At 71.2% G+C, this 21,830-nt stretch carries 19 protein-coding genes and 1 pseudogene; 5 read left to right on the plus strand and 15 right to left on the minus strand.

Features of this window, described 5'->3' with window-relative positions; genetic code table 11:
• Positions 1-9 precede the first annotated feature (9 nt).
• Both ileS and AB0M56_RS40945 read right to left on the minus strand, forming a co-directional pair.
• Positions 10-3,180: an isoleucine--tRNA ligase gene (gene ileS, locus AB0M56_RS40940; RefSeq protein ID WP_364186352.1), complete on the minus strand. Its 3,171-nt coding sequence runs from the start codon at positions 3,178-3,180 to the stop codon at positions 10-12.
• A 243-nt stretch (positions 3,181-3,423) separates the two neighbouring features.
• Positions 3,424-4,767: an MFS transporter gene (locus AB0M56_RS40945; RefSeq protein ID WP_364186353.1), complete on the minus strand. Its 1,344-nt coding sequence runs from the start codon at positions 4,765-4,767 to the stop codon at positions 3,424-3,426.
• Positions 4,768-4,833: 66 nt separating this feature from the next.
• Between AB0M56_RS40945 and AB0M56_RS40950 the strand changes: the two genes are divergently transcribed.
• On the plus strand, positions 4,834-5,571 hold the full coding sequence (locus tag AB0M56_RS40950; RefSeq protein ID WP_364186355.1) for a metalloregulator ArsR/SmtB family transcription factor: 738 nt from the start codon (positions 4,834-4,836) through the stop codon (positions 5,569-5,571).
• Positions 5,572-5,582: 11 nt separating this feature from the next.
• Here AB0M56_RS40950 and AB0M56_RS40955 read toward each other — a convergent pair whose 3' ends face one another.
• The 11 genes and pseudogenes from AB0M56_RS40955 to AB0M56_RS41005 all read right to left on the minus strand — a co-directional run bounded on the left by AB0M56_RS40955 (position 5,583) and on the right by AB0M56_RS41005 (position 15,937).
• Positions 5,583-6,332 (minus strand): hypothetical protein, encoded by a 750-nt coding sequence (locus AB0M56_RS40955; protein ID WP_364186357.1) that lies wholly within the window; start codon positions 6,330-6,332, stop codon positions 5,583-5,585.
• Positions 6,333-7,373: 1,041 nt separating this feature from the next.
• Positions 7,374-8,222: a DivIVA domain-containing protein gene (locus tag AB0M56_RS40960; RefSeq protein ID WP_364186359.1), complete on the minus strand. Its 849-nt coding sequence runs from the start codon at positions 8,220-8,222 to the stop codon at positions 7,374-7,376.
• A gap of 52 nt (positions 8,223-8,274) precedes the next feature.
• The gene (locus tag AB0M56_RS40965; RefSeq protein WP_091616814.1) at positions 8,275-8,550 is read right to left on the minus strand and encodes a YggT family protein; all 276 of its coding nucleotides are present in this window, start codon (positions 8,548-8,550) and stop codon (positions 8,275-8,277) included.
• A gap of 126 nt (positions 8,551-8,676) precedes the next feature.
• A complete protein-coding gene (gene sepF, locus AB0M56_RS40970) occupies positions 8,677-9,273 on the minus strand; it encodes a cell division protein SepF (RefSeq protein ID WP_364186361.1) in 597 nt (198 codons plus the stop codon).
• Positions 9,274-9,353: 80 nt separating this feature from the next.
• Complete coding sequence (locus AB0M56_RS40975) at positions 9,354-10,088, minus strand: YggS family pyridoxal phosphate-dependent enzyme (RefSeq protein ID WP_364186362.1); 735 nt, start codon at positions 10,086-10,088, stop codon at positions 9,354-9,356.
• Between the two features lie 70 nt (positions 10,089-10,158).
• Complete coding sequence (gene pgeF / locus AB0M56_RS40980; RefSeq protein ID WP_364186363.1) at positions 10,159-10,866, minus strand: peptidoglycan editing factor PgeF; 708 nt, start codon at positions 10,864-10,866, stop codon at positions 10,159-10,161.
• A gap of 85 nt (positions 10,867-10,951) precedes the next feature.
• A complete protein-coding gene (gene ftsZ, locus AB0M56_RS40985; RefSeq protein WP_364186365.1) occupies positions 10,952-12,253 on the minus strand; it encodes a cell division protein FtsZ in 1,302 nt (433 codons plus the stop codon).
• A 318-nt stretch (positions 12,254-12,571) separates the two neighbouring features.
• The gene (locus tag AB0M56_RS40990) at positions 12,572-13,336 is read right to left on the minus strand and encodes an anti-sigma factor (RefSeq protein ID WP_364186367.1); all 765 of its coding nucleotides are present in this window, start codon (positions 13,334-13,336) and stop codon (positions 12,572-12,574) included.
• Positions 13,333-13,941, minus strand: a complete 609-nt coding sequence (gene sigK / locus AB0M56_RS40995; protein WP_220242223.1) for an ECF RNA polymerase sigma factor SigK — start codon at positions 13,939-13,941, stop codon at positions 13,333-13,335. The genes AB0M56_RS40990 and sigK overlap by 4 nt, the downstream gene beginning before the upstream one ends.
• Positions 13,934-14,680, minus strand: coding sequence for a DUF1365 domain-containing protein (locus AB0M56_RS41000; RefSeq protein WP_364186426.1), 747 nt, complete (start codon positions 14,678-14,680; stop codon positions 13,934-13,936). Before AB0M56_RS41000 ends, sigK begins: the two co-directional genes overlap by 8 nt.
• Positions 14,674-15,937, minus strand: a pseudogene (locus AB0M56_RS41005) (FAD-dependent oxidoreductase). Before AB0M56_RS41005 ends, AB0M56_RS41000 begins: the two are co-directional and overlap by 7 nt.
• Positions 15,938-16,019: 82 nt before the next feature.
• On the opposite strand from AB0M56_RS41005, the gene AB0M56_RS41010 reads away from it, so the two are divergent.
• Together AB0M56_RS41010 and AB0M56_RS41015 are read left to right on the plus strand one after the other, a co-directional pair.
• Positions 16,020-17,306 carry a cyclopropane-fatty-acyl-phospholipid synthase family protein gene (locus tag AB0M56_RS41010; protein ID WP_364186368.1) on the plus strand — a complete coding sequence of 429 codons (1,287 nt, stop codon included), beginning with the start codon at positions 16,020-16,022 and terminating at the stop codon, positions 17,304-17,306.
• Entirely contained in the window at positions 17,306-18,091 is a 786-nt protein-coding gene (locus tag AB0M56_RS41015; protein WP_364186428.1) for a DUF1295 domain-containing protein, read from the plus strand. The genes AB0M56_RS41010 and AB0M56_RS41015 overlap by 1 nt, the downstream gene beginning before the upstream one ends.
• Here the strand turns inward: AB0M56_RS41015 and AB0M56_RS41020 are convergent.
• Positions 18,078-18,587 carry a DinB family protein gene (locus tag AB0M56_RS41020; RefSeq protein ID WP_364186370.1) on the minus strand — a complete coding sequence of 170 codons (510 nt, stop codon included), beginning with the start codon at positions 18,585-18,587 and terminating at the stop codon, positions 18,078-18,080. The two genes, AB0M56_RS41015 and AB0M56_RS41020, sit on opposite strands and share 14 nt — an antisense overlap.
• Before the next feature lie 134 nt (positions 18,588-18,721).
• Between AB0M56_RS41020 and AB0M56_RS41025 the strand changes: the two genes are divergently transcribed.
• Both AB0M56_RS41025 and AB0M56_RS41030 read left to right on the plus strand, forming a co-directional pair.
• Positions 18,722-19,156, plus strand: a complete 435-nt coding sequence (locus tag AB0M56_RS41025) for an OsmC family peroxiredoxin (protein ID WP_364186371.1) — start codon at positions 18,722-18,724, stop codon at positions 19,154-19,156.
• Between the two features lie 489 nt (positions 19,157-19,645).
• A complete protein-coding gene (locus tag AB0M56_RS41030) occupies positions 19,646-20,854 on the plus strand; it encodes an MFS transporter (protein WP_364186373.1) in 1,209 nt (402 codons plus the stop codon).
• Positions 20,855-20,917: 63 nt separating this feature from the next.
• On the opposite strand, the gene AB0M56_RS41035 is transcribed toward AB0M56_RS41030, so the two are convergent.
• A complete protein-coding gene (locus AB0M56_RS41035; RefSeq protein ID WP_364186374.1) occupies positions 20,918-21,751 on the minus strand; it encodes an NAD(P)H-binding protein in 834 nt (277 codons plus the stop codon).
• Positions 21,752-21,830 lie beyond the last annotated feature (79 nt).

The following is a 21,830-nucleotide window of genomic DNA, read 5'->3' on the forward strand; positions in this document are numbered from 1 at the left end:
GCCGGTTCGCTACGCCTTCTCGACCGCCACGCGGACCTTCACGCCGTCGCCGACAGTGCCCTCGAAGCCCTCGGGAGCGTCGCCGTAGGTCACCGAGGTGGCCAGCGTTTCCGACGCCACGAACTCCTCGAACTTGCGCACCGCGGCCACGACCTCGTCCGGGGGGTCGATCGTGAGCGCGACTCGGTCGGACACGTCGAGGCCGGCTTCGCGGCGGGCCTGCTGCACCACGCGCACCAGGTCACGGGCGATGCCCTCGTCGGCCAGGTCGGCCGTGACCTCGGTGTCGAGCTGCACCAGCCCGCTGCCGCCCGGCAGCTCGGCCGCCGCGCCGCCGTCCTTGGCCACCAAGCGCCGCTCGTACTCGCCTTCGAGCAGCTCGACCCCTGCCGCCACCACGACGCCGCCCGGGTTCGTGGTCCAGTCACCGGCCTTCACGGCCTTGATGACCTTCTGCACGTCCTTGCCCAGCCGCGGCCCGGCCGCCCGCGCGTTCACGGCGACCTCGAACGAGCCGTGCGCCGCGACGTCGGTGGTCAGCTCGACCGACTTCACGTTCACCTCGTCGCGCAGGATGTCGGTGAACTCGCGCAGCGCCTCCACGTCCTCGGCCGCGACCAGCAGCTTCGCCAGCGGCAGCCGCACGCGCAGCTTGTTGGCCTTGCGCAGCGAGAGCGCCGTCGACGCCACCTGCCGCACGCGGTCCATGGCCGTGACCAGCGCCGCGTCGGCCGGCAGGTCGAGCGAGCTCGGCCAGTCGGTCAGGTGCACCGAACGGCCGCCGGTGAGGCCGCGCCACACCGTCTCGGTCGTGAGCGGCAGCAGCGGCGCGACGACGCGGGAGGTCACCTCGAGCACCGTGTGCAGCGTGTCGATCGCGTCCTGGTCACCCGCCCAGAACCGGTCGCGCGAACGGCGCACGTACCAGTTCGTGAGCACCTCCAGGAAGTCGCGCACGGTCTGGCACGCGCCGGCGATGTCGTAGTTGTCCAGCGCGTACTCGACGTCCGTCACGAGCTCGTGGGTCTTCGCGAGCACGTAGCGGTCGAGCAGGTGCGCCGAATCCGTACGCCACCGGCCTTCCACGCCCTCGGCGTTGGCGTAGAGGGCGAGGAAGTAGTACGAGTTCCACAGCGGCAGCACAGCCTGGCGCACGGCGTCGCGGATGCCCCGGTCGGTGACGACGAGGTTGCCGCCGCGCAGGATCGGGCTCGCCATGAGGTACCACCGCATGGCGTCGGACCCGTCGCGGTCGAACACCTCGGTCACGTCCGGGTAGTTCCGCAGCGACTTCGACATCTTCTGCCCGTCGGAGCCGAGCACGATGCCGTGGCTGATGCAGGTGCGGAACGCCGGCCGGTCGAACAGCGCCGTCGCGAGCACGTGCAGCAGGTAGAACCAGCCGCGCGTCTGCCCGATGTACTCCACGATGAAGTCGCTCGGGTAGTGGTGCTCGAACCACTCGGCGTTCTCGAACGGGTAGTGCACCTGGGCGTACGGCATCGAGCCCGAGTCGAACCACACGTCGAGCACCTCGGGCACGCGGCGCATGGTCGAGTTCCCGGTCGGGTCGTCCGGGTTCGGCCGGGTCAGCTCGTCGATGTACGGCCGGTGCAAGTTGTCCAGCCGCACCCCGAAATCGCGCTCGAGGTCGTCGAGTGAACCGTAGACGTCGGTGCGCGGGTAGGTCGGGTCGTCCGACTGCCACACCGGGATCGGCGAGCCCCAGTAGCGGTTGCGGGAGATCGACCAGTCGCGGGCGTTCTCCAGCCACTTGCCGAACTGGCCGTCCTTGACGTTGTCCGGGTACCACGTGATCTGCTGGTTGAGCTCGACCATGCGGTCCTTGAACTGCGTCACCGCGACGAACCACGACGACACCGCCCGGTAGATCAGCGGGTTGCGGCAGCGCCAGCAGTGCGGATACGGGTGCTCGTAGGTCTCGTGGCGCAACAGGATCGGGCTCTGCTGCGCGGCGGAACCCGTGCCGTTCTTGAGGTCGCGGATGATGTTCGGGTTGGCCTCGAACACCTGCTGGCCCTCGTAGTCGGGCACGGTCGCGTCGAAACGGCCGCGCGCGTCGACCGGGGTGGCCGGCGTGATGCCCGCGGCGTCGGTGACGACCTTGTCCTCTTCACCGTAGGCGGGAGCGATGTGCACGACGCCGGTGCCGTCTTCGGTCGTGACGTAGTCCGCCGACAGGACCCGGTGCGCGTTCTCGCGGCCGAGGAAGTACGGGAACGGTGGGGCGTAACGGTTTCCGAGCAGCTCCGCACCGGTGTAGTGCGCCACGACCGTCGGCTCTTCGCCGAGCTCGCGCGCGTACGCGCCGACGCGGGCTTCGGCGAGCAGGAACCGCTTGCCGGGGAAGTTCTCGCTCTCCACCACCACGTAGCGCACCTCGGGGTGCACGGCGGTGGCGAGGTTCGAGGGCAGGGTCCACGGCGTGGTCGTCCAGATGAGCAGGTACGTGCCGTCGAGCTCGTTCCCGTTGCCCTCCAAGCGGAACCCGACCGTGACGGCCGGGTCCTGGCGGGTGCGGTAGACGTCGTCGTCCATGCGCAGTTCGTGGTTGGACAGCGGCGTCTCGTCGCGCCAGCAGTAGGGCAGCACGCGGTAGCCCTCGTACACCAGCCCCTTGTCCCACAGCTGCTTGAACGCCCAGATGACCGACTCCATGTAGGGCAGGTCGAGCGTCTTGTAGTCGTTGTCGAAGTCGACCCAGCGCGCCTGGCGGGTGACGTACTCCTCCCACTCCTTGGTGTAGCGCAGCACGGACTCGCGGGAGGCGTCGTTGAACTTGGCGACCCCCATCGCCTCGATCTCTTCCTTCTCCATGATGCCGAGCTGTCGCATCGCCTCGAGTTCGGCGGGCAGGCCGTGGGTGTCCCAGCCGAACCGGCGGTCGACGTGCTTGCCCTTCATCGTCTGGTAGCGCGGGACGATGTCCTTCACGTACCCGGTGAGCAGGTGCCCGTAGTGCGGCAGGCCGTTGGCGAAGGGCGGGCCGTCGTAGAACACGTACTCGTTGTCGCCGTTCGCCCCGGCCGGGCGCGCGTCGATCGAGGCCTGGAACGTCCGGTCGGTCTCCCAGTACTCGAGCACGCGCTGCTCCAGCGCGGGGAACGACGGCTGGGCCGGGACCGACGTCTCGCCGTCCACCTGGGCCTTCGGGTACATCGGGGTGCGCTCCTTGCGTTCGTCGCTCGCGTACGGATGACCGGTGCCTACCGGTCACCCACACGGGGACGAGACGCTCGCGCGTCACGCGGTACCACCCCGCTTGCCCGGCGTTCGTACTGCCGGGCCACTCGTTCGTCGGCTGTGACGGGCCGCCCCGTCCGGGTCTACTGGGGACGCACGCGCCCCGTTCTTCCGGAGGCTCCCCGGTGATGGCCGGATCGACGCCTTGCTGGTACCAGGTTAGCCCGGGTGCGCAACCGCGTTTGCGGTGGCCCGGGGTCCGGTGGTGACGGCGGCGAGGGCCGCGGCGGCGAGCCAGAGTGCGGCGGCGATGACGCCGAGGGTGTGGAGGCCGTGCACGAAGGCCGGGTGGTTCGCCGGATCTCCCGCGACTGCGCCGAAAACCGCGACGCCGAGTGCTCCGGCGGCTTGGCGGGCGGCGTTGTTGACGCCGCCGGCGACGCCCGCGCGTTCGGGAGGCGCGTCGGTGACGGCGGCCGTGACGACGGCGGCGGTGAGCAGCCCCATGCCTGCGCCGAGGCCGAGAAGCGCGGGCAGGAGGGTGGGGTAAGTCGTTGTCGTGTCGACGCGCAGGAGTGCGCCGAGGCCGGTCGCTCCGAGGAGGAGTCCGCCGATGATCGGCGAGCGGGGGCCGAGCTTCGCGGTGAGGCGGCCGCTGAACGGGCCGAGCAGGACCAGGGGCAGGAAGAGCGGGAGCAGGGCGAGTCCCGCGTCGAGCGGTTTCAGGTACAGCACGCTCTGCAGGTAGAGGGTGAACACAAGGACCGCGCCGAGTCCGACGAAGTTCATGGCGGCGGAGATGGTGGTGGCGCCGGCGGTGCGGCGGGATTTGAGCAGGCCCAGGGGCAGCATCGGGTCGGCGGAGCGGTACTCGACGACGAGGAATGTCGCCGCCGCCGTCACGGCGATGACGGCGGCGACGGGCTGGTGTCCGATCACGGCGTAGACGCCGGCGCCGAGGGCGAGGGCGGCCGTGGCGGCACCCGGCAGGTCGATGCGGCCGGGTGTGCGGGCGCCGGGTTGGACCAGCTTCCGGACGGCGAGCGCCGCTGCCACGACGATCGGCACGTTGAGCAGGAAGACAGGTCGCCAGCCGGCGAGGGAGACGAGCACCCCGCCGAGCAGCGGGCCGGCGGGCAAGGCGAGCGCTGACACGCCGGCCCAGACACCGAGGGCGCGGGCTCGGGTGCTCGGATCCGGGCACTGCCGGTTGATCACGGCGAGTGTGCCCGGCAGCAGCAGCGCGGCGCCGATCCCCTGTACGGCCCGGGCGGCGATCAGCCAGGACGCGGACTGGGCGAACCCGCACGCGGCGGACGCGACGCCGAACACCACCAGCCCCGTGAGCACCACGCCGCGGTGGCCGAGGACGTCGCCGAGCGCGCCGCCCGCGAGCAGCAGCGCCGCGAGGACGACGGAGTAGCCGTCGACGACCCATTGCAGCGCGGTCAGTCCTGCGTGGAGTTGCTCGCCGAGGGTGGGGAGGGCGACGTTGACGACGGTGACGTCGAGCTGCACCAGGAACATCCCGGTGCACAGGGTGATCAGGAGCGCCGGTCTCATGGTCCCCAGTGGACCTCGTGGACGCTTCCGTCGCGGTGGAAGTGTCGCGGGTGCACCCTGGACATCGTGGACGGAGACGCAGACATCGCCGCGACCGCGGCCCTCTTCGCCGACCCTGCGCGGGTCCGCGTGCTGCTCGCCCTGGGCGACGGCCGCGCGCTGGCCGCGTCGGTGCTGGCCGCCGAGGCGGGCTTGTCGGCCCAGGGCGCGAGCTCCCACCTGGCCAAACTGCTCGACGCGGGGCTCGTCACGGCCGAACGCTCCGGCCGGCACCGCTTCTACCGCATCGCCGGCCCGGCCCCGGAGCTGTTGAAGACTTTGGCTCGGTTCTCCCCTGCGCGACCGGTCCGTTCGCTGCGCGAAGGCACGCGGGCGGGCGCCTTGCGCTCGGCGCGGACTTGCTACGACCACGTCGCCGGTCAGCTGGGCGTCGCCATCACGGCGGCCCTGGTTTCGCACGACGCACTGATCACTGTGGACGGTGACCCGAGCACTGCGCGTCGGCCCGGTGACCGGATTTCCGCGCAGCTACAGGATCATCCGTATGCATTGGGGCCCGCCGCTCCGGCGGTGTTCGCTTCTTTGGGCGTCGATCTCGAGGCGGCTTCCGCAGCGCGGCGGCCGTTGTTGCGCTTCTGTCTGGATTGGAGCGAACAGCGGCACCACTTGGCGGGTGCGCTCGGTGCGGCCGTTGCTGAGCGGTTGCTGGACGCGGGCTGGCTGCGCCGCCGCACTCAGGCCCATCGCGCGGTCCGGCTGACGCCCGCGGGAAGCGCCGCACTGGGCGAGATCCTCGGGATTTAGCGCGCGGCCGGTCAGCGGTGCGCGGCGGCGAGGACGGCGTCGGGACCGCAGCGCGCGCACGGGGTGAAGCCGAGCTGGCGCGCCTCGCCGACGCCGATGGGGATGGTGTCGCGGCCGGAGAGCCAGGGGCAGTCGACGAGGTGGTAGCGGGGGTACTCGTCGACCACCACGACCACGTCCTCGAGCTCCTTGACGACCGCGAGATCCTCGGCGCTCGTGTTTTCCTCGGCAGGCGGGGTTTCGCGGACAGGCGCCTTTTCGGCGGCGGCGGTCGCCGGCTCGGCCGTCGCGGCGGTAGCGGTCGCGGCCGTCGCAGCCGTCGAGGATTCGGCGGTCGCGGTGGTCGCGGTCTCCTTGGCTGCTGCGGAGGTGTCCACGGTGGCATCGCTGTCCGCGGCGGCTCCGGCCGGCTGAGGTGCGGGCGCGGTTTCGGCCTCCGCCTCGGGTGCCGGCTCGATCTCGGGCTCGGGCACGTCGGCCAGGTTGCCGAGCTCGCCCCGCGAAGGCAGCAGGGCGGTCTGCTCGGCGTCGAAATTCTCGACCTCGGCGGCCTTCTCACCCGCCCCAGCGTCCTCGACGGCCGCCTTGGCCTCGCCCGGCTCGGGGCGGTTGCGCCGCCGCAGCCAGTCCACGAGCAGGATCAGCCCGGCGAGCACCGACAGGCCGATCGAGACCCACGCCCACAGCGAGGTTGCCGTGATGAGCGCCGTGACGAGCAGCGCGAGCGCCGCCAGCACCAGAACGAGGACGATGTAGAGCACGCTGAATTACAGCACGCGAAACCCGGATCCCGGGACACGACCCGCCCACGCCGGGTACCGCACCGGATGCATTCCGTGGCCACCCCACCGCCGCCCCCGCCCCCAAGATCCACACCACCCCCAGCGACAACCACCCCACCACTCACCCGCCGGCCCCCAGTCGCCAAGCGGTTGATCACTTGCGCCGAACCGCACAAACCGGCGATCCACCGCAACACCGGACCGACCGGACGCGCCCACTCCCGCTGGGCCGACGCCGCGCCAACCGCGGGCGCCACCGGATTCACCGAACCGAACGGCAGCACTCCGGCTTCGCCCGGCGGTCGAGTACTCGCGCCGAGCGCCGAGGAAAACTACTTCCACCCAGCCGCAAGACTCGCCCTGCCGTCGATCACTTGCGGCGGCGGCACCGCACTCGCCAACCCCGGGGTATCTCCGGCACACCCACTCGAACTGGCCAACCCGAACACTCCACCCGACGCACCCAACGAGCCGAAGCCCTCCCGAATCAGGGGCGCCGAGGACACCTGCCCGCCGTGGGTCGCCGCGCTCGCCGAACCGGTCCGCTCCCGGCGAGCCAGCGCCTCGCGAGTCAGGCGAGGCTCACGTCACGGAAAGTCGGTCCGGACCCCGGGCGCGTCGGGCGCCGCAAAGCCGACCGAGCGAACCCCGGTCTCGCAGAGCGCGAGCGGGCCGGCGCACTCCGTGCGCACCGCCTCGGAGCAACAACCGGAAATCGCCAGGCCACCCGGAAAAAACTTGCGATCAAGGTCGGCCCGAACGGGCAGTTTCCCGGCCCGAAAGCCCATCCCGGAATTCACGCCCGCGACATTCCGTGCGCATTCCATCACCTAATGCGCAGGGGCATTCCAAGCCGTCCGAAAACGCCGATCACGAATTGCCACTACCCGACTACCGAAAATGCGGAAACCGCAGGACGACGACCCGTTCGACGCGCATGACGAAGCCCCGCCGGATCCCCGGTGAGCGGGGATCCGGCGGGGCATCAGCCAAGTCAGAGACTCAGAGAAGCGAAGAACCTCAGCCGGCTTCGGCGCGGGGGCCGAAGGAGTAGCCCTGGCCGCTGCTGGAGCCGGAGGACTGGCCCGAGTTCGACGACGCCGAGGCCGGGGCCGCGGACCCGCGATCGTCGAGTTCGCGCAGCTGGGACTCGAGGAAGCCGCGCAGGCGAGTGCGGTACTCGCGCTCGATGGTGCGCAGCTCTTCGATCTTCTTGCCCAGCGAACCCTTCTCGGCGTTCAGGTTGTTCATCGTCTCGGTGTACTTGCGCTGCGACTCGCGTTCCATGGTGGTCGCCTTGTCGCGCGCCTGGCGCTCGAGCGTTTCGGCGCGCGTGCGCGCGTCGTTCAGCATGGTCTCGGCGCGAGTGCGCGCCTCGTTGACCATCGAGTCGGACTTCGCCCTGGCGTCGGAAAGCAGCTGCTCGGACTTGGTCCGCGCCTCCGCCAGCATGCCGTCGGACTCGGTCTTCGCCTCGGCGGTGAGCCGGTCGGCCATCTCCTGGGCGAGGCCGAGGACCTTGGCGGCCTGCACGTTCGGCTCACCACTGTCACCGACCATCGAGTGCGCCTGCGTCTGCTCCATCGCCGAAGCCGGCGGCGGCACGGGCGCCAGGCGGCGGGACGGCTCGTCCCGCACCGGCGGAGGACCGCTCACCTTCGCGTTCTCGAGCTCGCCCCGGGTCGACTCCAGCTCGTTGTCGAGCTGTTCGATCTGCTGGCGCAGCTCGTTGTTGTCCTCGATCAACCGGGCAAGCTCGGTCTCCACCAGGTCGAGGAACGCGTCCACCTCGTCCTCGTTGTAGCCCCTCTTGCCGATGGGCGGCTTGCTGAACGCGACGTTATGCACGTCAGCGGGGGTCAACGACATCAGATCACCTCACGCACTCCATGGCCTGCAGGGTCCACCCAGGTTTCCCCGATCACCTGGGAGTTGCCAGTTGCATCGCGAAGAACACAACCAACAGCAGCACCATAATCGATAAGTCCAGTCCCATCCCGCCGATCCGAACCATCGGGATCATTCGTCTGAACAGACGAACCGGCGGGTCGGTCACTGTGTAGATGGTCTCGAGCGTGACCGCAACCCCTCCGGCGGGACGCCACTCTCGTGCGAAGGTCCGCACGAGCTCGATCACGATACGCGCCGTCAACAGAAGCCAGAAGGCGAACAGCACGTACCAGACCACCAGCCACACAGCATTCACTCGACCACTCTAGCGGGGGACGCCGGGGGAAGTCGCAGCCAGCAGCCCCGGCGTGGCGCCGAGTCGACAAAATCACGTCTGGCTGCGCCCAGCGGTCTGCCGGACTTCAGCCGCACTTCAGCTGCGCAGGAAAAGTCCGCCCTCGGCGATCCGCCGGCGGTCCTCCGCGGTCACGTCGACATCCGGCGGTGAGAGAAGGAACACCTTGTTGGTGACCTTGTCCATCGACCCCCGGAGCGCGAACGCGAGCCCCGCGGCGAAGTCGACGAGCCGCTTGGCGTCCGCGTTCTCCATCTCCGTGAGATTGATGATCACGGGGATGCCTTCGCGGTAGTGCTCGCCGATCGCGCGCGCCTCGACGTAGCTCGTCGGGTGCAGCGTGGTGATGCGGCTCAACGGATCGCGGACGGGCGCGCGCACGGGCTCGGTGACCGGCCGTAGCCGGGCGACGGGCTCGGGCTGGCGGTCCACGGCGAGAGCGCCGTGCGTGGTCGGTTCCGCAGCGGTGACCGACCGTGACCGGGCCCGCGAAGCGGGCTCGTCGTAAGTGTCATCGGCCTCACGGTACCGTGAGCGCGATCGCGCCGGCGGTTCGTCGTAGGAGTCGTACTCGTCGTCGTAGTCACGCCGGTAGTCCTCGTCCTCGACGTCGTAGCCGTCCTCGTCCGCGGGCACCATCCCGAAGTAGGCCTTCAGCTTCTGCAGCGCGCTCATGCCTCTCCCTAGCCCTAACCGCTCCCGCACCGTGCTACCCCACCCGACCGATCACGAAACGTGACGGCCACGCGGACTCCCTACGGCGAGGCTAAACCGCGCCCACCGAGCAGTGCGGTTCCGACACGCACACATGTCGAGCCGTGCGTGATCGCCTGTTCGAGATCATGGCTCATCCCGGCGGAGACTTCTGCGGCATTCGGGTGATCTTTGCGAAGTCGCTCCGACACCTGGGCAAGCAGGGCAAAGGCCCTGCCCGGATCCTCTTCCCGGGGTGCGACGGCCATCACGCCACGCAACCTGAGCTCACTCACGTGAGTGATGTGGTCGGCCAGCGCGGCGAGGTCGGACAGGGGTGTGCCGCCCCGCGCCGGGTCGCCGTCGAGGCTCACCTGGATGAGGACGTCGAGCGGATCGGCCCGCTCCCCCGCCTCCCGCGCGGTGCCCGCCGCGCGGCCCAGCGCGTCGGCCAGCCGCGCCGAGTCGACCGACTGGACTTCCGCCGCCCAGCGCACGACCGAGCGCGCCTTGTTGCGCTGCAGGCTGCCGACCATGTGCCAGCGCGGCGCGGCGTCGGGGCGCAGCTGCCCGACCTCCGCAGCCTTGGGACCGGCCTCCTGGTCGCGGTTCTCGGCCAGGTAACGCAGCCCCAGATCCACGAGAAGCGCCGCGTCGGACGCCGGGAAGGTCTTGGTCACCCCGACCAACCGCACCTCGTCGCGCGCGCGTCCCGCGGCCGCGCACGCCGCGGCGATCCGGTCCTCGATCGCGGCCAGCGAGGCCGCCAGTTCGTCCCGCCGGGCGGCCTCGCTCATGCCGCCTCCCATGTTTTGCGGGACACCCGCACCTGGTCGGCGGCACGCGCAGGCCGGCGCGATCGGGTGCTCACGCCGCCTCCAGCCACGTGATCCCGGCGATCCGGCCGGTGGTCCCGTCGCGGCGGTAGCTGAAAAGCGTCTTGTCCTCCGCCGTGCACCGCGGATCAACGCCGATGCGCCCGACACCGAGCCCGGCCAGCTGACGCCACAGCCCGGCGCGCAGGTCGAGCCCCGTCGTGCCCTGGCGGGTCTTGCAGGCGCTTCCGGGCACGTGCTTCTCGACGTCGGCCGCCATGTCGGCGGGCACTTCGTAACAAGCGCCGCAGATCGCCGGGCCGAGCAGCGCCTCGATGCGGGCCGGTTCGGCGCCAAGGCCACGCATGGCCTCCACCGCCGCCGGGACCACGCCGATGCGCGCGCCCACGCGTCCGGCGTGCACCGCCGCGACCACGCCCGCCTCGGGGTCGGCCAGCAGCAGCGGCACGCAGTCGGCGACGAGAACCACGAGCGCGACGCCCGGCTTGTCCGTCACCAGCGCGTCGGTGGCCTCCGCCGCCCGGGTCTCGGTGCCGTCCACCACGGTGGCCGTGCGGCCGTGCACCTGCTCCATCCACGCCAGCCGCTCCTTCGCGAGGCCGAGCTCGGAAGCCAGCCGCTCGCGGTTCGCGAAGACGTTGCCCTCTTCGTCCCCGACGTGGTCGCCGAGGTTGAAACTGTCGTACGGCGGCCGGGAAGCCCCGCCCGCCCTGGTCGTCACGACTCGTCGTACTCGCACCCGGCCATCCTTCCAAAGCACGCCGGAACACGCCGAAGGCCACCTCGACGGCGGGTCGAGGTGGCCTTCGCGGTGAACGGGTTCCCTACCGGCGCATGAACGGCGGCACGTCGACCTCGTCGTCCGACGGGTCGTCGTGCACCGTGGCCGGACGGCTCGGCAGGCTGCCGGTCGTGGGCCCGGAGCCGATCGGCGAGTAACCGCGCGAGCCGCCGCCCGGCTGGGGCAGGCCGCCCGGCGGGGTGCCGGGCTGCGGCAGCGGTGGCTGGGTGCGCGGCGGCGCCACCGGGTAGCCGGAGCTGCTCGCCGGCGGCACCGGCGTGGCGCCACCCGACGGAGCCGGCGGCTGCGAGCCGCCCACGTGCCCGGCCGAGGCCGACGCCGTGGTGCCGCCCGAGCGCGAACCGAACGCGGGCGGGTCGAGCTTCTTGTGCGTGGGCGCGCCGGCGTCGAAGCCGGCCGCGATCACCGTGACGCGGACCTCGTCGCCGAGGGAGTCGTCGATGATCGTGCCGAAGATGATGTTGGCGTCGGGGTGCGCCGACTCCTGCACCAGCGACGCGGCCTCGTTGATCTCGAACAGGCCCAGGTCGGAGCCGCCCGCGATCGACAGCAGCGCGCCGTGGGCGCCGTCCATCGACGCCTCGAGCAGCGGCGAGTTGATCGCCTTCTCCGCCGCCTGGATGGCCCGGCCCTCGCCGCGCGCCGAGCCGATGCCCATGAGCGCGGACCCCGCGCCGGACATCACGCTCTTCACGTCGGCGAAGTCGAGGTTGATCAGACCGGGCGTGGTGATCAGATCGGTGATGCCCTGGACACCGGACAGCAGCACCTCGTCGGCCGACCGGAACGCGTCCATGAGGGACACGCCGATGTCGCCGAGCTGCAGCAGCCGGTCGTTCGGGATCACGATCAGCGTGTCGCACTCGTTGCGCAGCGACTGGATGCCGTCCTCGGCCTGCTTGCCGCGGCGCTTGCCCTCGAAGGTGAACGGGCGGGTCACCACGCCGATGGTCAGCGCGCCCAGCTTGCGGGCGATCTGCGCGACCACGGGGGCGCCACCGGTGCCGGTGCCACCACCCTCGCCGGCGGTCACGAACACCATGTCGGCGCCCTTGATGACCTCTTCGATCTCCTCGCGGTGGTCCTCGGCGGCCTTCTGCCCCACCTCGGGGGCGGCGCCGGCACCGAGGCCGCGAGTCAGTTCCCGGCCGATGTCGAGCTTGACGTCGGCGTCGGACATGAGCAGTGCTTGCGCGTCGGTGTTCACCGCGATGAACTCGACACCCTTGAGGCCGACCTCGATCATCCGGTTCACGGCGTTCACGCCGCCGCCGCCGATGCCGACGACCTTGATCACCGCAAGGTAGTTGTGCGGGGGCGTCATCGTGGCCGCCTTCCTGATCGTGATGTGCTCGTGCTGCCCACCGGGGCCGCAACCCTGACCCTCAACCCGAGAATGAGAGTTATGTCAACCACCGGCGTTAGAGCAGGACGGTAGGCACCAGGCAGGCTCTAATCCAGTAGCCACGCCGTGTGCGGCAAAGGTGTTTTGCCACAACGCGAACGCCTGCGCAAGGCCGGGAACCCGATCACCCCGTGATCCACTCGTCTGCTATGGCACCGGAGAAACACGGGAGCGGCGGCACCGGCGGGAAACCGGTACCGCCGCTCCTGGCGGAATCACCGCAGCGTCAGCACCAGATCAGGCGGGCATCGACATCACGAGAACCACGTCGTCCGAAGGCTTTCCGGTCGGCGAGCCACCGGCCTGCTCCACGCTGATCGCGAACTGGTCCGCGCCGGCCAGCCCGTCGGCCACCACCAGCGAACCCGCGGGTCCGCCCGGCAGGAGCCCGGCCGGGCGCGGCGCGAGGTCCGGGCCCATCAGCCATGCCTGGTAGACGTGCCCCGCCGGATACGGCGGCAGGTCTGATTCCATGAACATCATGCGGTCGAGCTGCTTCGACACGACCACCGTGCCCCCGCCCCCGCCGGGCGCGGTGCCGTGGATCGCCTGCGCGTCCGGCGCGGCGAGGATCTCCGCGACGGGCTGGTAGCGCACGCGCGCCTGGTCCAGCTGCGACTGCGCCGCGTCGAGGCGCCCCTGCGTGGTCACCGCGAGCCCGCCGAACACTCCGGCGAGCGCGAGGCCCACGACCGCGGCCGCCGTGGCCAGGATCAGCGGCCAACGGCGCCGGCCGCGCGACCGCTCCCCGGGCTCCGGCCCGGACAACGGCGGCAGCTGCGGTGTCGAGCGCATCTCGGCGAGCACGCGCTGCTTCAGCGACGCGGGCGGCTCCTCGGCCATCGCCGCGCCGAGCCGGGCCGCGGTGGCCCGCAGCTCGCGGACCTCCTGCGCGCAGGCCACGCACTGCTCGAGGTGCCGACGGAACAGGGCGCGCTCGGTGTCCGAAAGGGCGTTGAGCGCGTACGCACCGGTCAACGTGTGCATCTCCGGCGAGTTCACGCGGTCACCCCCAGGCAGTCGCGCAGCCGGATCAGCCCGTCGCGCACCCTCGTCTTGATCGTCCCCTGCGGAGTCGCCAGCACGTCGGCGACCTCGCGGTAGGTGTAGCCCTGGTAGTAGGCCAGGAGCACCGACTCGCGCTGCAGCTCCGTGAGCGACTTGAGGCAGCGGCGCACCTGCGAGCGCTCCAGCCGGGCGGTGACCGACTCGGCCACCTCGTCGAACGGCCGGCCGCGCGCGGCCTCGAACGTCGCCTTCTGCTCGCGTTCGGTGCCGGCCCGCGCGGACCGCACGCGGTCCACGGCGCGGCGGTGCGCCAGCGTCATCGCCCAGTTGAGCGCGCTGCCCTTCTCGGGCGAGTAGCGCGTGGCGGTCTTCCAGAGCTCGACGAGCACCTCCTGCGTCACCTCCTCCGACTGCGCCGAGTCGCGCACGATCCGCCGCACGAGGCCGTAGACCGGTCCGGCGAGCTGGTCGTAGAGCAGCTCGAACGCGCGCTCGTCGCCCTTGGCGACCTGGGCCATGAGGTCTTCGGCGGTGGGCGCCGCCTGCTCGGCGCCCACCGGCACGGCCGCGACCGGGCGCGGGCGGGCGGTCTCATCCATGGAGCGCTCCTGACGAGTTCTGTGGGGTCCGGGTGGCCACCGGGGCCTTGCGCAGCCACAACGTGACGCCGTGGCGGCGGATCAGGGCTGCCACGCGCTGCGGCTGCAGGGGCCGGCCGAGCACGAGCCGCGCGAGCGAACGCGCGCCGGCCGGCCTCCGGACTCCTCGCAGCGTAGCGAGCAACGGCGCGGTGTCACTGTTTCGGGCACGGTGGTGCAAGGCGACGGTGAGGTCGAGCAGCGCGTCGGGCCGCGGCAAGAGCACGCGGTACTCCCCCGCCATCTCCTGGAACGGCGACACGTAGAACTCCTTTTCGGCACGGGACTCACCCGCCGCGTCGGGGCGCAGCAGGTACGCGTGCCGCCCGCCGTAGGTGTTGTGGACCTCGGCGACGACGCACTCGAGCGCCCCGTCCGGCGTGTGGCACCAGTAGACGGTGATCGGGTTGAACACGTAGCCCAGCACGCGCGCCGACGCGAGCATCGTCACCGCCCCGCCGCGCAGGTCCACCCCGTGGTCGGCGAGCCAGCGGTCCAGTTTGGACCGGATGTCGCCCGGGTCGCCGGGGTCGAAGTGGTCGCGGCCGTCGAATGTCGCGAAGGGCCGCAGCCACCACGGCAGCCGCGGCAGCGAGTCGAGGTCGGTCAGCCACAGGTACAGCTTGTGCACGAACGCGTGCGGCGGGTCGGCGCGGCGCACGTGGCCGACCGTGGCGTCGTACAGCGCGGCGGTCACCAGCCCACCCCGAAGCTCTCGGCCGCGCGGACGCCCGACGAGCAGCCGTCCTCGTGGAACCCCCAGCCGTGGTAGGCGCCGGCGTAGGCGATCACCCCGTCGTTCAACGCGGCGAGCTTCCGTTGCGCCGCAACCGATTCCGGCGTGTAAACGGGATGATCGTAGGTCATCTTCGCGACTACGGACGACGCGTCGGGCTCGGCCCGCGGGTTGAGCGTGACGACGTAGCCGGTGGGTTCGTCGAGGCGCATCAGGCGGTTCATGTCGTAGCTCACCTGCACGGCGTCGCTGCCCGCGCCGCACACGGGCGTGCGGTAGTTCCAGCCGGACCGCGCGGCCTCGGCGTTCGGCAGCACGCTCGTGTCGGTGTGCAGCCAGGCGTCGTTGCGGGAGTAGCGGAACGCGCCGAGCACTTCGCGCTCGGCGGGAGTCGGGTCGGCCAGCAGCCGCAGCGCCTGGTCGGCGTGGGTGGCGACCACGACGCGGTCGACGCGGTGGCGGGTGTCGCCGTCGTCGCGGATCTCGATGCCGCGCGCGGTCCGCCGCACCGAGCGCACCGGCGTGGACAGGTGCACGGCGGTGAGCTGCTTCGCGGCCAGCTCCACGTACTCGCGCGAGCCGCCTTCGACCGTCCGCCAAAGTTTTCACCGTGAGCATCCCGTGGCTGCGCAGGAACTCGAACAGGTAGCGCGCCGGGTACTTCAGCGTGTCCGTGCGGTCGGCCGACCAGACGGTGGACACGAGCGGCAGCACGAAGTGGTCCACGAAGTAGCGCGAGTACCCGCCGATCGCGACGAACGCGCCGAGGCCCACGTCGCCGGCGTCCTCGCGCTGCAGCAGCCGCGCCGCGTGCCGGTGGAAGCGCTTGACCTCGGTGAGCATGCGCAGGTAGCGGTGGTCGGTGGCGTTGCGCCGCTGCGCGAACAGGCCCCGCACGCCCTTCGCGCCGGCGTACTCGAGGCCGCAGCCGTCGCAGCGGATGCTCATCGACATCTCGGTCTCGCGGGTGCGCACGCCGAGCTCGCCGAACAAGCGCAGCAGCGTCGGGTACGTGCGTTCGTTGTGGACGATGAAGCCGGAGTCCACGCCGATCGTGCCGCCGTGGGCACTGGGCACGTCGTGGGTGTGGGCGTGCCCGCCGAGCCGGGGGTCGGCTTCGAACAGCCGCACCTCGTGGCGGCGCTGCAGCAGGTAGGCGGCGGTGAGGCCGGCGACCCCGCTGCCGATGACAGCGATGCGGTGTCCTGTGGTCTGGTGCACGGCAGGGATTCGGGACCGGTGCCGCCGTGGATTGGTGGGAATCGGGCCCCATCCGCCTGGCGGAGGGCTCCGAACCCCGGGTATGCCGAACAGCACCGCGAACCGCTTGGCCACCTTCGTCGAACGCCTCCTCGGCGCGCCGCTGCCGATCGCCGTCCGCACGTGGGACGGCGAGCGCGTGGGCCCCGAGGGCCCGACCGTCGTCCTGAAGAACCGCCGCGCGCGGCGCCGGCTGCTCTACGCACCGGGCGAGCTGGGCCTGGCGCGCGCGTACGTGTCGGGCGACCTCGACGTGGAAGGAGACCTCACCGAGGGGTTCCGGCGGATCTGGGCGCTGACCCGCTCGGGCGAGCTGAGGAGGGTGCAGCTCGCCCCACGGGACTGGGCCGGCGCGGTGGGGCTCGCCGCGCGCCTGGGCGTGCTGGGCCTGCCGCCGAAACCGCCCGCGGAGGAGGCGAGGCTGACCGGCGTGCTGCACAGCCTGCGGCGCGACCGGTCGGCCATCGCCCATCACTACGACCTGTCCAACGCCTTCTACCAGCTGCTGCTCGACGACTCGATGGCCTACTCGTCGGGGTACTGGACGGCCGGAAACCCTCCTGCGCCCGGCTACGGCCTCGCGCAGGCGCAGCACGACAAGCTGGAGCTGATCTGCCGCAAGCTCGGCCTGCGCCCCGGCATGCGGCTGCTCGACGTCGGCTGTGGCTGGGGTTCGCTGCTGGTGCACGCGGCCAAGCACCACGGCGTGCACTCGGTGGGCGTGACGCTGTCGGCCGAGCAGGTGCAGCACGTGCGAGGGCGCCTGGCCCAGCACGACCTCGAAGGCCGCGTCGAGGTGCGGCAGCAGGACTACCGAGAGTTGACCGACGAGCCGTTCGACGCCGTCGCGTCGGTCGAGATGGGCGAGCACGTCGGCGAAAAGAACTATCCGACGTACGCGAATACGCTGTTCCGCATGCTCAACCCGGCCGGGCGGCTCGTGCTGCAGCAGATGTCGCGCGGGCGCGCCGGGGACACAGCGCCCGGTGGCGGCGCGTTCATCGAGCGCTACATCGCCCCGGACATGACGATGCGGCCGCTGAGCCGCACGCTCGGACACCTCGAGACGGCCGGGTTCGAGATCCGCGACGTGCACGCGCTGCGCGAGCACTACGTGACGACTGTGCGCGAGTGGGCCGAGACCCTGGAGTTCCACTGGGCCGAGGCCGTCGCGCTGGTCGGCGAGGCCGAGGCGCGCGTGTGGCGGCTCTACCTCGTCGGTGGCGCGCTGGCGTTCGAGGAGAACCGCATGGGCGTGGACCAGATCCTGGCCGTGCGGCCGACCGAAACCGGCGGAAGCGGGCTGCCGGCCACGCGGGAGTGGGCGTGATCGGCCTCGGCCCGCTCGTCGCGATCACCGCCGGCGTGGTGCTGGTGGCGGTGACGGTGACGTTCGGGATCGCCCGCCTGCGCCGCCGCTGCGACACCATCGACACGTTCTGGGGGCTCGGGTTCGCCCTGGTCGCCGTGGTCGCGTTCCCGCTGGGCAGCGGACCACTCGTGCTGCGGCTGGTCACGGCCGCGCTCACGGTCGTGTGGGGCGTGCGGCTCGCCGTCCACCTGCACCTGCGCAACCGCGGCGGCGACGAGGACCCGCGCTACCAGCGGATGGTCGAGCGCGCCGGCGACAACCCAGGTGCGCGGATCTTCGTCCGCGTCTACCTCCTGCAGGCCGGGATCCTGTGGTTCGTCTCGCTGCCGGTGCAGTTCGCGGTGTACGGCACCGGCCTCGGCGTGCTCGGCTGGATCGGCGTCGCGGTGTGGGTGCTCGGCTTCACCTTCGAGTCCGTCGGCGACGCCCAGCTGAGCCGTTTCCGCGCGGACCCCGGCAACCGTGGTGAGGTGCTCGACACCGGGCTGTGGCGCTACACGCGGCACCCGAACTACTTCGGCGACGCCTGCGTGTGGTGGGGCCTGTACCTGCTGGCTTGCTCGACGTGGCCCGGCGCGGCGACGATCCTCTCGCCGATCGCCATGACGTTCACCCTCGCCCGCGGCACCGGGAAACCGATGCTGGAGAAGAGCATGGCGCGCACGCGGCCGGGTTACGCGACGTACGTGGAGCGCACCAGCGGGTTCTTCCCGTTGCCGCCGAAGAGGCTCACTCGCCGGTGAGCCCGTCGGTCAGCTCGCGCAGCAGGTCGAGGTGGCCGAGGTGGCGGGCGGTCTCCTCGATCATGTGCGTCACGACCCAGCGCACGTTGAGCTGCCGGTCGCCTTTGTGGAGCACGGTGTCGGTGAACTCGCGCGCCGCAACGACCTCGCGGCTGAGCGCGATTTCGGCTTCGTAGCCGGCCACGAGCTGCTCGATCGGGGTCGTCATCGCCGCGCGGAACTCGGCGTCGCGGTCGAGCTCCAGAGCCTCTTCCCACTCGTCGGGCTGACCGTCGAGCACCACGCGGAACCACCAGTTCTCCACGAGCGTGAGGTGGCTCAGCAGGCCGGCGATGGTGGTCAGCTCGCTGGGCAGGTGGCGGCGGCGGGCCTGCTCGTCGGTGAGCCCGCTGGTTTTCCAGACGACGGTCGCGCGAAGGAAGTCGAGGAAACCGGTGAGCTGGGTGCGCTCGTCGGCGTCCATGGGCGGGTCGGGGCGTTCCGGCGCGGTGGTCACGAGGTGCAGCCTTCCGCACCGGGCAATCTTTTTTCGCCGGATAGGTTGCGCACAATCTGATTGCGCAATATGTTCATGACAGATGAACCACAGCGATCCCCCACCCCGGGGGATCCGGCACCGAGGAGGCAGTTGTGCCCAGCCGCGACGCGACGACCCACTGGACCGGCGGACTGCAGAAGGGCAAGGGCGAGGTCACGCTCGACTCGTCCAATGCCGGCAGTTTCGACGTGTCGTTCCCCACCCGCTCGGGCAACCCCGACGGCCAGACCAGCCCCGAAGAGCTCATCGCCGCCGCGCACTCCTCGTGCCTCGCGATGAACCTGTCGGGCGTGCTGGAGTCACAGAAGCTCGAGGCGGAGTCCATCGACGTCTCCGCCGAGGTCACGCTCGGCCCGGCCCAGGGCGGCGGCTTCGAGATCAGCGGCATCGCCATCACCCTGCGCGCGAAGCTCGACGGCGTGACGCCGGAGCAGTTCGCGGAGCTGGCCGAGACCGCCGAGAAGACCTGCCCGGTCACCAAAGCGCTCGCCGGCACCACGATCACGATGGACGCGGCGCTCGCTTGATTCACCAGGCGGTGAAAGCCCCTCCATCCCGAGGGGCTTTCACCGCGCTGTCCGGTCCACGAGGTGTTCGCCTGCCTGCCGGACGCCAGAGCAGCCGAGCCTCACGATCGTCCGCGCCGAAACGGGCCCCGCGAAGTCACCCGGGCCGCTCCCCATGCCGCCCCACGGCTGTCCGCCACCCGCCAATGGGCTGCGACGCCGGACATGCGCGCCCGAGGCCACGATCGTCCGCGGCGAAACAGGCCCGGCGAAGTCACCCGGACCGCCCGAGGGCGATTCCCGCGCCTGCCGGCGGGTGGCCGCTCCGGCCGCGCCAGCGAGCGCAACACTGTCCACAGTGGCCGGAGCGCGCTCCGGGTAACCCGGACACTCCGGACGGAAACCGGCGGTACGCAAGCGGTTCCGGGTCGCGAAGATCACCCCGGGCCGCCGGTTACCGGCTGTTAGAATCGGGAACCGGTTATTCCGGTTGTCGAGAACGAGGTGCCCGTGGCCCAGCCCGAAGCCGAGACCACGTCTCCCGCGGCGCCCCAGCAGGCGCCACCCTCGTGGCTCGTCCTGCTCCTCGCCGTCTCTTGTGGACTGACAGTCGCGAACCTCTACTACGCGCAGCCGTTGCTCAACGAGCTGCGGACCACGTTCGACGTCGGCGAGGCCGCGGCCGGCGGTGTGGTCACCGCCACCCAGATCGGCTACGCGGCGGGCATGCTGCTGATCGTCCCGCTCGGCGACCGCGTGGAGAACCGCAGCCTGGTGTCACTGCTGCTGGCCATCGCGTGCGCCGGGCTCGTGGCCACCGGCCTCGCGCCGCAGTTCTCCGTGCTGCTGATCGCGTCGCTCATCGCCGGCTCGACGTCGGTGGTGGTGCAGATCCTGATCCCGCTCACGGCCGACCTCACGCCCGACGCCGTGCGCGGGCGCATCGTCGGGCGGGTGATGAGCGGGCTGCTGTTCGGCATCCTGCTCTCCCGCGTCGCGGCGAGCCTGCTGGCCGAGGTCACGACCTGGCGGGTCGTGTTCCTGATCTCGGCCGGGCTGATGGCCATCCTCGCCGTGGCACTGCGCTTCAGCCTGCCGCGGCGCGCGCCGAAGACGTCCGTCCACTATGGAGAGCTGCTGCGCTCGACGCTGCGGCTCGCCCGCGACCACCCGGCGCTGCGCCGCCGCGCGCTGTACCAGGCCGCGCTCTACTCGGTGTTCAGCGCCTTCTGGACCACGATCGCGTTCGTACTCACCTCCGCGCCGTTCCGCTACTCGCAACTCGGCGTCGGACTGTTCGCGCTCGTCGGCGCGGCCGGGGCGGCCATCGCGCCGCTCGCCGGGCGCTGGGCGGACCACGGCCACGGCCGCGTGGCCACCGGCGCGTCCTTCCTGTTGTGCGCGGTGGCGTTCGCCGTCGGCGGGTTCGGCGCGCACAGCGTGATCCTGCTCGCTGTGGGGGCGATCGCCCTCGACATGGCCGTGCAAACCACGATGGTGTCCGGCCAGCACGTGATCTACCAGCTCGACCCGAACGCCCGCGCCCGCGTGAACAGCATCTACCTGGCCACGTTCTTCGTGGGCGGAGCGATCGGGTCGGAGATCGGGTCGGTCCTCTACCACCTGGGCGGCTGGACGGCCGTGTCGGTGTTCGGCGCCGCCATCCCGCTGATCGCGCTGGCCTGGTGGACAACCGAACGGCGCTCTGCTGACAACTGAGCGCCGACAACCGAGCGCCGACAACCGAGCACCGACAACTGAGTACTGACAACGGACCCGCGCTCAGGAGAACGCGCCGGTGTGACGCGCGGCCCACTCGGCGTAGGTCACGCCGCGGTGGCCCAGCAGGTCCTCCACGACCCCGGTCGGTACCTCCGGCCGCGCCACCGCGGCGGCGAACCCGTCGAGCAGCCAGTCGGCGATCTCCCCCGGGATCCCCAGCTCGACCCACTCGGAGTGCTGCTGCTCCCGGGTCAGCTCCACGAACGGCACGTCGCGGCCCAGCGCTTCGGCGATTTTCCCGGCCATCTCCCGCAACGTGAGCGCCTCCGGTCCACTGAGGACATAAGTCTGCCCGTCATGGCCTTCGGTGGTGAGCACGTGCGCGGCGACGGCCGCGATGTCGGCCAGGTCGATCGGCGTCTGCGCCGCTTCCGCATACGCGGTGCGGATTTCCCCGTGCGTGTGCACGGAATGCGCCCAACCGAGCGAGTTCGCCATGAACACCCCCGGCCGCAGGAACGTCCTGGCGAACCCGGCCTTCGTCACGGCGGCCTCCACCGCCGCGAACTCCGGCCCGCTCGACCCGTCGTGCTCGTCGCCGACACTGCTGCCGGACAGCGCGACCACCCGCCGCACTCCCGCCTCGGCGGCGAGCTCGCAGAACCGCGTGACCGTGCGCGCCATCGGCGCGAGGTACACCTCCTCGACCCCCTTGAGCGCCTGCGGCAACGTCGACGGCCGCGCGAGCGACCCCACGACCACCTCGGCCCCGGCCGGCAGCGCCGCCTGCTCAGGGTCCTTCGTCAGCGCGCGCACCGCCGCGCCGCGGGCCAGGAGTTCGTCGACCACGAGCCGCCCGACGTTTCCGGTCGCACCCGTCACCAGGATCGGCATGCTGCCCCACCTTCTCTCGTATGCCGTACGAAATAAAACAGCGTACAGCATACGGAGAAGGTGGTGCCAGTGGAAAAGA

Origin of the sequence: Amycolatopsis sp. NPDC051372 (assembly GCF_040682095.1) — a bacterium.
In the GTDB taxonomy this organism is placed as follows: domain Bacteria; phylum Actinomycetota; class Actinomycetes; order Mycobacteriales; family Pseudonocardiaceae; genus Amycolatopsis.

Excerpts from the sequence above, each read along its gene's own strand:
- sepF (WP_364186361.1), bottom strand. The coding sequence starts at position 9,273 with ATGAGCGCGCTGCAGAAGCTGAAGGCCTACTTCGGGATGGTGCCCGCG.
- ftsZ (WP_364186365.1), bottom strand. The coding sequence starts at position 12,253 with ATGACGCCCCCGCACAACTACCTTGCGGTGATCAAGGTCGTCGGCATC.
- ileS (WP_364186352.1), bottom strand. The coding sequence starts at position 3,180 with ATGTACCCGAAGGCCCAGGTGGACGGCGAGACGTCGGTCCCGGCCCAG.
- AB0M56_RS41035 (WP_364186374.1), bottom strand. The coding sequence starts at position 21,751 with ATGCCGATCCTGGTGACGGGTGCGACCGGAAACGTCGGGCGGCTCGTG.
- AB0M56_RS40945 (WP_364186353.1), bottom strand. The coding sequence starts at position 4,767 with ATGAGACCGGCGCTCCTGATCACCCTGTGCACCGGGATGTTCCTGGTG.
- AB0M56_RS41010 (WP_364186368.1), top strand. The coding sequence starts at position 16,020 with ATGCCGAACAGCACCGCGAACCGCTTGGCCACCTTCGTCGAACGCCTC.
- AB0M56_RS40960 (WP_364186359.1), bottom strand. The coding sequence starts at position 8,222 with ATGTCGTTGACCCCCGCTGACGTGCATAACGTCGCGTTCAGCAAGCCG.
- sigK (WP_220242223.1), bottom strand. The coding sequence starts at position 13,941 with ATGGATGAGACCGCCCGCCCGCGCCCGGTCGCGGCCGTGCCGGTGGGC.
- AB0M56_RS40975 (WP_364186362.1), bottom strand. The coding sequence starts at position 10,088 with ATGAGCGAGGCCGCCCGGCGGGACGAACTGGCGGCCTCGCTGGCCGCG.